The following is an 8047-nucleotide window of genomic DNA, read 5'->3' on the forward strand; positions in this document are numbered from 1 at the left end:
ATAGCCGTGGTCGACAACTAACTTTGCAGCTTCGAGTTTAAATTCTGCCGTGAAATGTTTTGCCATTGGGTCACCTGTGGTGTTGGGGAGGTGAGAATATCACCTTCCGATCAGGTGGCCAGTATCAGTGTGCCACTACACTCCTGACCCACCCCCTCGGTCAGCTCCTGACCCACCCTCGGTCAGCTCCTGCCCTAGGTCATGAACTGACCCACTAATTTGAGGTGGTTTAGGAGTCGGATTATCTAGGTTGAGATAAAACACATTGGACTGATTTAGCTCACCGGTTCGGCGATACTCTCTGCGGAGCATCCCCATATCCTCAAGTGCTCTGATATGGCTTTTTACGGTTGACCTTCCAATCTCGCACTGATCGGCTATGTGCTGGTATGAAGGCCAGCACTCACCTTTGTCATTAGCATTGTCTGCAAGTTTAATCAGTACGAGCTTTCTTAATGGGTTTCCAACTTTGATACCCATGGCTTTCGCCATTAGATTCATGCTCATAGGTGATCCGTATTAGATTGGTGGGATATTTTCTGTGAATGGCTTTTTTGGCCCATATATTCCAGCGGCTATTTCTTCCTCTTTCCTTGTGCGCATTTCTTTAGAAACGGGATCCTCAATGGCATAAGCCCTGTTTTTATGGAAAGCAATTGATACGTATTTATCATCAATTTTTTGACTTACGACTTCCGCTCCAATCCTGATCAACCTTTCAGCTATCGCTAATTTATCGCCAAAAACATTTAAACCAATGTCATCAAATAGGTCTGATAGGTTGAGATTTGATAGCGATTCAAAGGATATTAAGTCGTAACTTATGGCTAGCTCCTCTACTCCTGTCCCCACCTCAACATCGCAAAGCTCTTCACAGAATTGCTTTATCTCAGAAAGATCTGCTTTAAAAAACTCCCTGGAGTCGTTAATTCGATACTCGCTCAGGTAGTCGTGAAGTTCTTTCTCTGAATATGAAGGGTCTTGGCAGTGGTATGCTGCTTCAACTTTGAACGGGAATGGCACGCCGGTAGCAGATGACAACTCTTTGGCTCTTGTCTCTGGGCTTGTCGTTGTCATTCCTATTTTAAAAATCCCAGGCATATACTCGTTGCTCATGATGTACACCCACCCAGTCATTCTAAATTCAGGTGGCATATTCATTTCATGTATAATGCCTGGTTGCCTTTCTATAGGCCCTAAGTGCATAATTACCCCTGTATGTTGATCCAGTTAAAAATCCATACGAATTTGAGAGCCATCACCTGTTACCGCAGTTGGTGGCTTTTTCTTTGTGAGCAGAGCTGCAACCTGATTGGCTAACCGCGCCATATCATCGTCAACCACTCCCCATTCCAGCACCGCAAGAAGCATTGAAAACTTCGGCAGCCAGGTTTCTTTCCAGCGTGATATTTGCGACCGGTCTACACCGATAGCAGATGCGATTTCAGCGCTTCCCTTCATTGCGATTTTGTTGAGTAGCGCCGATTCAATCTTCAGCGCTTCCGTGCGTGTTTGTGTGCGTTCCATTTGTAATACTTCCCTTAGATAAATGAGTTACGTGACGAAGCCGTAGCGGTCGCCACATAGATTTGTAGTCTTTTGGATTACTGAGCTTCTTCAGCTCGGGATGTGTAAAGAGCGGGGGTTGATGCTTATGCTGCTTTGTTACCCTGGGCCTTTCTTACTGGAGCAAAGGCAATTGCTTCTTTTGTTACTGGTTTGGGAAATCTGAAGTTCAGTGTCGCGTTAGCGATATCACTCGCTTTTGAGCTTGATGCTCCGCGCCACCCGTAAGCCAGCTGGTCTAGGTTTCCTGTCGTTGTATTGGCTAGTGCTGCTAGCTTTTGCCAATCTTCTTTGGAAGCCTGTTTTCTCCAGCGCAGCAGATCATTCATTTCCTCAAACTGCTTTACGTTGGTTTCCATAAATACTCCATCTGCTAATGCACAAGTCAAATATTAGCGTGATGCTAAATTTATTGCAAGTGAGTCTTTAGCGCAATGCATATTTATCCCGCCGCTAAAAGGTGTAAAACTTCGGGCATGGACATTAGAGAGATCAGGCGCAACAACCTGCGCCACCAACAAAACCTGGCCATACGAGCCGGGATGTCAAAGGCAGACTTTGCTGAGAAGGTCGGAACGTCTGCGTCAACTATCAGCCAAATTCTAGGCGGGAAGGCTTCACGGGGTCTTGGTGAGATACTGGCAAGAAAGATTGAAGAAAATTTGGGGCTACCACATGGGTGGTTTGACCAATATCATCAAGAATTGGATGCTGCTGAAAATCTTGGGGAAGCTAAGATTATTGGTGACATTCAACCCTGGGATAGCAGTACATCACTGGATGATGATGAAGTAGAGATCCCTTTCCTGAAAGAGGTTCAAATCTCTGGAGGGACTGGGAGCGTCTTTCGTGAAGACCATAATGGATATAAGTTGAGATTCGCAAAATCCACGCTTCGAAAACTTAGCATACAGCCTAGTAACGCAGTATGTGTGGAGGTGATCGGTAACAGCATGGAGCCAGTATTACCAAGTGGATCTACTGTTGGTGTAGATACTGGTTGCAAGGAAGTTCGGGACGGGAAGATGTACGCCATTGACTATGGCGACCTGCTCCGCGTCAAGATTTTATACAGCATGCCGAATGGCATGATCAGAATTAGAAGCTATAACTCAGAAGAGCACCCAGAAGAAGTAAGGCTAGCTTCAGAAATAAGAGTTATAGGCAGAGTTTTCTGGTCTTCCGTTACCTACTAATACCTCCAACCACTCCAAACCCGCCGACATGGCGGGTTTTTTGTTTCCCTTCGCAAAATAATTCACCCTCAAGCTAATTTTTTATCCACACACTTTCAATAATTTAGCACTATGCGGAAATAATTTAGCACCAACCTATTGCTAAAAATTTAGCATGGTGCTAATTTTACTCCATCAGCAGGACGCACTACTCACCAGGACGGTGAATGCTCATTAACAGATAGCGCTGAAGAAGCGCAAATACACCGAAACAGTTTGTTTTGGAGATGGCGTGAATTGCAGCTCGCCGAAGCAACCAGAAGATAAGCATCTGGCGCGCCATCTACCTAAACACACTGACAGGAGGATGTATGGACTCACAAGCACGTCGCCGCGAACGTCGCGCAGCTAAACAAGCTGAATGGAAAGCTGCTAACCCCCTGTTAGTGGGAGTAAGCGCAAAGCCACAGCGCCAGGTGTTGACGCTGAACAGAAAGGCTATGAGCCGCGTTGAAAAAGCTGTGGAAACAGAAACCGAATACATGAAGCAGATTGTGGCCGCAGCTTCTGCATACACAGGGCCGGAGTTTGACACCGGCTGCTGTCTTCCAGAGATATCGCTCTATCGGGCGGGATATCGCAAATCTGAGAGCGTTACTGCTCGTTAATAAACACACGGAGACGCAATGAAAAAGGTTGCTGAAGCACATGAGAAGCTTAAGCCTCAGGGTATACACGTATGGCCTTTGTCAAACTTCGATTGCGACGCTAAGTACATGAAGCGCGGGGATGTATTCCGCGTGACTGTCGACATCCCAGCATCACAAATCAGTGAAAATAGAGATGTGAGAGCAGTATTTGGTGATGGTGATTGCAAGCTAATTCCGACATTGGCATTCATCGAAAACGAATAGCTAGCTCTATCGGGCGGGGCATAGAAAGACATTAACGGTAACGGCGAGGTGACAATGGCTCTTGACCACGGAATGTTAAATCTGCCGCTAAGCAAGCGCGGGAACTTCCACAAAGAACTGGACGAGCATCTTGAGACTGAGCGCAAAAGAAAAGCACATGAGCGACGGGACGCAAAATCCGCAAACGAAGAGGCCAGAAAAGAGGCGTGGCGGCGTTATAAGCTGATAGATGAGGCTCTGCTATCAGCAGAGGCCCGGCGGCGAGGAATGCGCATGAATGAGTTGAGGGAGGTTGTTAGAGGGCTATGTAACGACAGGCCAAGGGCAGCGCTAAAGGTTCTTGAATTATTCATTAAGGCTGCTTAAGCGGCCTTTTTTATTACATACGGTTTAACAGAGGTGAGATATGGGTAACGGTGGCAGCGAGCGTCCATGTGGAAAACTCGGATGTCATGAAATAGCGGTAAGAAAGCAAGGAAATCAACGCCTGTGCGCAAAGCATTACCGATTCGGCCAAATGAGAGTTAACGCAAAAAGGCGTGGGCTGTCCGTGCCATCTCATGATCTTCTTCATTCACTTGTTTCCGATGGATTCAAGTGCCCGGATTGCGAAAGGGAGATGAACTGGCTTTCAGAAGACGGCATGTCTTCTGTTGCATCTCTTCAACACTACAGAGATGGTTCTTTTGGAATAGTTTGCCGGTCATGTAATACCCGGCATGCACACATGCCAGGTGATTCCTTCCGTGATACCCCTGAATCACACAAGTACTGCCCAAAATGTAAATTATCGAAGCACCGTGATGAATTTTATTCTGACCATGGAAGGTCTGGTGAATTAAAAACAAAGTCTCACTGTAAAGAATGCAGCGACAAATCAATTGAATCCTGGAGGATATCAAACCGTGAAAAATACAATGAAAAACAACGAGAATACCGAGAAAGAAGAAAGCTCGGAGGTAATCCCGTTCGTAGAAAGCGCAAGTCTACGTGATTACTTCGCAGCTAAGGCTATGGCATCCATTCCCCTGTCACTTAACTCAGGAGAGCAGCAGGTAATTTCCCTTGCAGCATATGCGCAGGCCGACGCAATGCTCAAAGCCCGTTCGGCGCACAACTAAATAGAGGGTGAGGATATGGAGTGGATTAAGTGCAGTGACAGGCTCCCGCCATATGACAGCACAGTAGTCGCATGGGATGAAATCGAGGGCGGCCCTGTAATCTTTCAAACGTACAACGAGTCAGTGTATAGAACATCATTAGCTACTTACCTAAGAGACATGAAGATAACTCACTGGATGCCTGCTGAAAAACCAACCGAGTAACCTCCGCATCAGCTTTCACTGAGGGCTGATTCTGATAACCCTCGTTGTCATTGTTTGCCGTCCCATGGGGCGGCTTCTTTTTAACTGGAGAAAAGTATGCAGATAGTAAAGACATCAAACCCAAAGAATGCACATGCGGAAGGCGTAAAAATTGGGGAGTTCACGATAAGCAACTTTGACGTAAGGGTTATTTGGATAGATTGCGGAAATGGTGAGAGTGAGGCGTTTGATGAAGAGGATTTAATCGAGGCGCTGAGAGCCTTCTACAGGGCTAACTTGTAGCAACTGCCGCCACCGTGCGGCTTTTTTGTTCGCGTTTATTCATGAGCGCAGTCGCTGATTAATGAACACAACTAAACAGGAGATGAGCATGAGTGAAGTAACGGATTTAACTGTCATCGAGATTAAGCCGGAACAAGCTCCGGCTCTGTACTCGCCAAATGGCCTGGATGCATACCTTGAGCAAATCAAGGCAGCAGTAAACGAAGTGCCAGACCTTAGCACGAAGAAGGGGCGTGACCGGGTGGCTTCTCTGGCGGCTCAGGTATCACGAAGCAAGACGGCAATCGAAAAGCCGGGGCGCGAGCACCTGAAGCGACTGAAAGAGGCTGTAAAGCCCGCCGAGCAGGAGATTAAGCGTTTCGTTGATGCCTGTGACGCCCTTCGCGATGCGACCCGACTACCTCTTACTGAGTGGGAAGCCGAGCAGGAGAGAATTAAGCAGGAAGAAGAAGCTAAACGCGCTGCAGAGGAACTGGCTAAGCAAGTTGAAGCAGACCATGAAATCGCCCTGTTGCTGAACGAAAAGTTCGACCGTGACGCCGCAGAGGCTAAAGCCGAAGCTGAACACCAGCGCATTGCTCACGAAGAAGAGCTGAAACGTCAGGCGGCAGAGCAAGCCAAACGTGAAGCCGAAGAAAATGCGCAGCGTGAGCGCGATGAGGCGGCTCGTCGTGAAGCAGAATTCAAGCTCAAGGCCGAGCAAGCAGAGCGTGACCGTGTAGCAGCTGAGCAGAAAGCCGCAGCTGACGCTAAAGAAGCCGCTGAACGAGCCGAACGTGAAAAGCAGGAAGCTATCGCAGAAGCTCAACGCAAAGCTCAGGAAGAAGCAGATCGCGTTCGCCGTGAGACTGAGGCAAAAGAAGCAGCTCGTCTGGCAGAGGAAAAGCGCGTTGCTGATGAGAAAGCTCGTCGTGAAGCTGACATTGAGCACCGCCGTACCATTAACCGCCAGTCTGTCGCCGAGCTTGTAGCTGCAGGCCTGCCAGAAGATTGCGCTCAGAAGTGTGTAGCCGCTATCGCTAAAGGCGAAGTAACCGCCATCCGCATTACCTACTAATTCAAATCAAAACAAGGAACAGCCCATGATGTACGCCATCGCCGGGCAGTCCGCTTCGGGCTGCTCCACTAACTATTTGCTCAAATTCCAGCATCACCCATCAAACATTCTCAACTCCGCCAGCTTCACGCCGCCACCGAAAAAGAGCTGGCTGGATAAGTTGGTAGATTTTCTTCGTCAGGAGGGGCAGCCATGAGCGGTCAATCACTCGAGAAGAAATGGACAGGTACGCAATTCGTCAGGCTGCTTAAAGACCTCGGCGTACCGGTAAAAATTCCTGAGCCAGTGAAGGAGGAATCATGAGACTGAATGATTTACAAGAGCTTGTGGCTATCCGTAAAGGCCTCTCTGAGAGGGATAGCGATCGCATCAGCAAAGAGGTTGAGCGACTCGAGGCTAATCACAGAAATCCTCTGGAAAAGGTGATTGAGGCATTTGAGCCTGATGAACACACCAAAGCCGCAGTCGAATGGTGTAGTGGTCAACTAATACTGGCCACCGCATTAGACTGTAAGTAGTACAGCCGCTCAGATTCGTTGGGCGTTAAGCCGCCGTTGTACCAGTGTGGGCGGATGGCGCTGTAATATCCCGTGATATAGCGGATAATCGCGCTCTGGGCTTCGCTGAAGCTGTTATAGCCCTTCGTCGGCACCCATTCGGTCTTCAGGCTCCGGAAGAACCGCTCCATAGGGGCGTTATCCCAGCAGTTTCCCCGCCGACTCATACTCTGCTTTATCCGACAGCGCCACAGCGCCTGCCGGTATTTACGGCTGGTATAGTGACTGCCCTGGTCGCTGTGGAACATCACGCCCGTTGGTCGACCACGAAGCTCCCAGGCCATCTGCAACGCTTTGACCGTCAGTGCTGAGTCCGGTGACGTCGACATGGCCCAGCCCACCGGTTTACGTGCAAACAAGTCCAGCACCACCGCCAGATAAGCCCAGCATTTACCCGTCCAGATATACGTCACATCGCCGCACCAGACCTGATCCGGCCCGGTAACCGCGAACTGGCGGTCGAGATAGTTTGGTATCTCAACGTGTTCGTTGCCGCCGCGCTTGTATTTGTGTGCCGGCACCTGGCAACTGGCGATATCAAGCTCTTTCATCAGCTTACCGGCAAGCCAGCGCCCCATTTTGACGCCAGAGTCCCTGGAGACGATAGTCGCTATGCTTCGGGCACCGGCGGAGCCGCCGCTGGCGTTCCACGCCTCCATGACCTGGCTGCGCTTGGTCACACGCTCGCAGTCGGGCTTATTCGCCGAAGCCTGCCAGTGCCTGTAGCTGCTGCGATGGACTTCAAAAGTCTGACACAACGCAGAGACCGGATATCGCGCCCTCAGTCTGTCGACTACCGTGAACCGTTGAGTGAGTCCGACATTAAGAGCGCCGTAGCCTTTTTTAAGATTTCATTTTCCATTTCAAGGCGTTGAACCCTTTTCTTCATTTCGCGTAGCTCTAGCTGTTCGGGCGTCAGAGGCAGCCCGGCGGGCGTTTTTCCCTGGCGCTCTAGTCGCAGCTTATTGACCCAACGGGTGATAGCCGAATGGCTGACATTAACCGCTTCTGCGGCCTTAACGTAGGTATAGCCGTGGTCGACAACTAACTTTGCAGCTTCGAGTTTAAATTCTGCCGTGAAATGTTTTGCCATTGGGTCACCTGTGGTGTTGGGGAGGTGAGAATATCACCTTCCGATCAGGTGGCCAGTATCAGTGTGCCACTACAGTAC

The 8047-nt window shown here is 49.2% G+C and carries 13 protein-coding genes and 2 pseudogenes; 10 read left to right on the top strand and 5 right to left on the bottom strand.

Features of this window, described 5'->3' with window-relative positions:
- Positions 1–141 precede the first annotated feature (141 nt).
- From VGM55_RS02820 to VGM55_RS02835, 4 genes and pseudogenes are all read right to left on the bottom strand, one after another.
- Positions 142–507, bottom strand: a pseudogene (locus VGM55_RS02820) (helix-turn-helix domain-containing protein); the annotation flags it as partial.
- 12 nt (positions 508–519) lie between these two features.
- On the bottom strand, positions 520–1206 hold the full coding sequence (locus VGM55_RS02825; protein ID WP_331634520.1) for a GIY-YIG nuclease family protein: 687 nt from the start codon (positions 1204–1206) through the stop codon (positions 520–522).
- 24 nt (positions 1207–1230) lie between these two features.
- On the bottom strand, positions 1231–1527 hold the full coding sequence (locus VGM55_RS02830; RefSeq protein ID WP_331634521.1) for a lambda phage CII family protein: 297 nt from the start codon (positions 1525–1527) through the stop codon (positions 1231–1233).
- A 125-nt stretch (positions 1528–1652) separates the two neighbouring features.
- Positions 1653–1925: a transcriptional regulator gene (locus tag VGM55_RS02835; protein WP_331634522.1), complete on the bottom strand. Its 273-nt coding sequence runs from the start codon at positions 1923–1925 to the stop codon at positions 1653–1655.
- 183 nt (positions 1926–2108) lie between these two features.
- Between VGM55_RS02835 and VGM55_RS02840 the strand changes: the two genes are divergently transcribed.
- From VGM55_RS02840 to VGM55_RS02880, 10 genes are all read left to right on the top strand, one after another.
- Positions 2109–2762: a LexA family transcriptional regulator gene (locus VGM55_RS02840; RefSeq protein WP_331634524.1), complete on the top strand. Its 654-nt coding sequence runs from the start codon at positions 2109–2111 to the stop codon at positions 2760–2762.
- Positions 2763–3112: 350 nt separating this feature from the next.
- Positions 3113–3409, top strand: coding sequence for an antitermination protein N (locus VGM55_RS02845; RefSeq protein ID WP_331634525.1), 297 nt, complete (start codon positions 3113–3115; stop codon positions 3407–3409).
- An 18-nt stretch (positions 3410–3427) separates the two neighbouring features.
- A complete protein-coding gene (locus VGM55_RS02850; RefSeq protein ID WP_331634526.1) occupies positions 3428–3655 on the top strand; it encodes a hypothetical protein in 228 nt (75 codons plus the stop codon).
- Positions 3656–3709: 54 nt separating this feature from the next.
- Positions 3710–4021, top strand: a complete 312-nt coding sequence (locus VGM55_RS02855) for a hypothetical protein (RefSeq protein WP_331634527.1) — start codon at positions 3710–3712, stop codon at positions 4019–4021.
- A 539-nt stretch (positions 4022–4560) separates the two neighbouring features.
- Positions 4561–4776: a hypothetical protein gene (locus VGM55_RS02860; protein WP_331634529.1), complete on the top strand. Its 216-nt coding sequence runs from the start codon at positions 4561–4563 to the stop codon at positions 4774–4776.
- A 15-nt stretch (positions 4777–4791) separates the two neighbouring features.
- Positions 4792–4980 carry a DUF551 domain-containing protein gene (locus VGM55_RS27465; protein WP_414648185.1) on the top strand — a complete coding sequence of 63 codons (189 nt, stop codon included), beginning with the start codon at positions 4792–4794 and terminating at the stop codon, positions 4978–4980.
- Positions 4981–5076: 96 nt separating this feature from the next.
- Positions 5077–5262, top strand: coding sequence for a hypothetical protein (locus VGM55_RS02865; RefSeq protein ID WP_331634530.1), 186 nt, complete (start codon positions 5077–5079; stop codon positions 5260–5262).
- 88 nt (positions 5263–5350) lie between these two features.
- Positions 5351–6319 carry a hypothetical protein gene (locus VGM55_RS02870; protein WP_331634531.1) on the top strand — a complete coding sequence of 323 codons (969 nt, stop codon included), beginning with the start codon at positions 5351–5353 and terminating at the stop codon, positions 6317–6319.
- Positions 6320–6344: 25 nt separating this feature from the next.
- A complete protein-coding gene (locus VGM55_RS02875; RefSeq protein ID WP_331634533.1) occupies positions 6345–6515 on the top strand; it encodes a hypothetical protein in 171 nt (56 codons plus the stop codon).
- 103 nt (positions 6516–6618) lie between these two features.
- Positions 6619–6837: a hypothetical protein gene (locus VGM55_RS02880; RefSeq protein WP_331634534.1), complete on the top strand. Its 219-nt coding sequence runs from the start codon at positions 6619–6621 to the stop codon at positions 6835–6837.
- Here the strand turns inward: VGM55_RS02880 and VGM55_RS02885 are convergent.
- Positions 6801–8003, bottom strand: a pseudogene (locus VGM55_RS02885) (IS3 family transposase). The gene VGM55_RS02880 and the pseudogene VGM55_RS02885 sit on opposite strands and share 37 nt — an antisense overlap.
- Positions 8004–8047 lie beyond the last annotated feature (44 nt).

It is taken from the genome of Cedecea sp., from assembly GCF_036500665.1.
Taxonomy (GTDB): domain Bacteria; phylum Pseudomonadota; class Gammaproteobacteria; order Enterobacterales; family Enterobacteriaceae; genus Cedecea.

Coding starts and splice junctions, on each gene's coding strand:
- VGM55_RS02825 (WP_331634520.1), bottom strand. CDS start 1,206: ATGCACTTAGGGCCTATAGAAAGGCAACCAGGCATTATACATGAAATG.
- VGM55_RS02830 (WP_331634521.1), bottom strand. CDS start 1,527: ATGGAACGCACACAAACACGCACGGAAGCGCTGAAGATTGAATCGGCG.
- VGM55_RS02835 (WP_331634522.1), bottom strand. CDS start 1,925: ATGGAAACCAACGTAAAGCAGTTTGAGGAAATGAATGATCTGCTGCGC.
- VGM55_RS02840 (WP_331634524.1), top strand. CDS start 2,109: ATGTCAAAGGCAGACTTTGCTGAGAAGGTCGGAACGTCTGCGTCAACT.
- VGM55_RS02845 (WP_331634525.1), top strand. CDS start 3,113: ATGGACTCACAAGCACGTCGCCGCGAACGTCGCGCAGCTAAACAAGCT.
- VGM55_RS02850 (WP_331634526.1), top strand. CDS start 3,428: ATGAAAAAGGTTGCTGAAGCACATGAGAAGCTTAAGCCTCAGGGTATA.
- VGM55_RS02855 (WP_331634527.1), top strand. CDS start 3,710: ATGGCTCTTGACCACGGAATGTTAAATCTGCCGCTAAGCAAGCGCGGG.
- VGM55_RS27465 (WP_414648185.1), top strand. CDS start 4,792: ATGGAGTGGATTAAGTGCAGTGACAGGCTCCCGCCATATGACAGCACA.
- VGM55_RS02865 (WP_331634530.1), top strand. CDS start 5,077: ATGCAGATAGTAAAGACATCAAACCCAAAGAATGCACATGCGGAAGGC.
- VGM55_RS02870 (WP_331634531.1), top strand. CDS start 5,351: ATGAGTGAAGTAACGGATTTAACTGTCATCGAGATTAAGCCGGAACAA.
- VGM55_RS02875 (WP_331634533.1), top strand. CDS start 6,345: ATGATGTACGCCATCGCCGGGCAGTCCGCTTCGGGCTGCTCCACTAAC.
- VGM55_RS02880 (WP_331634534.1), top strand. CDS start 6,619: ATGAGACTGAATGATTTACAAGAGCTTGTGGCTATCCGTAAAGGCCTC.